Origin of the sequence: Brevundimonas sp. UBA2416 (genome assembly GCF_002343105.1) — a bacterium.
Classification (GTDB): Bacteria; Pseudomonadota; Alphaproteobacteria; order Caulobacterales; family Caulobacteraceae; genus Brevundimonas.
The window spans coordinates 35,606-35,863 of sequence record NZ_DDRM01000007.1 but is presented as its reverse complement, the minus strand read 5'-3'; the positions used below and the strand labels follow the sequence as shown (position 1 = coordinate 35,863).

The 258-nt window shown below is 66.3% G+C and carries 1 pseudogene; it reads left to right on the top strand.

Annotated features, from left to right (window positions below):
• Positions 1-243: pseudogene (locus B3E43_RS01555) on the top strand (SDR family NAD(P)-dependent oxidoreductase); the annotation flags it as partial.
• Positions 244-258: the final 15 nt, after the last annotated feature.

The following is a 258-nucleotide window of genomic DNA, read 5'->3' as shown; positions in this document are numbered from 1 at the left end:
GCCTACATCCTGTGCGATGATGAGCCGGCGCCCGCCGATGTGGTCATGGAAGGGGCCGCGCGGCGGCTGGGCCTGCCGATGCCGCCCGAGATCGACCTCGACGACCCGTCAGTGTCCGACGCCATGCGGCGCTTCTACCTCGATTCCAAACGGCTCTCGAACGCGAAGGCCAAGGCGGAGCTGGGCTGGCGGCCGAAGTACCCGAGCTGGCGCAATGGGCTGGAGGCGATGCTGGGTGGTTAGTGATTAGTGGTTAGT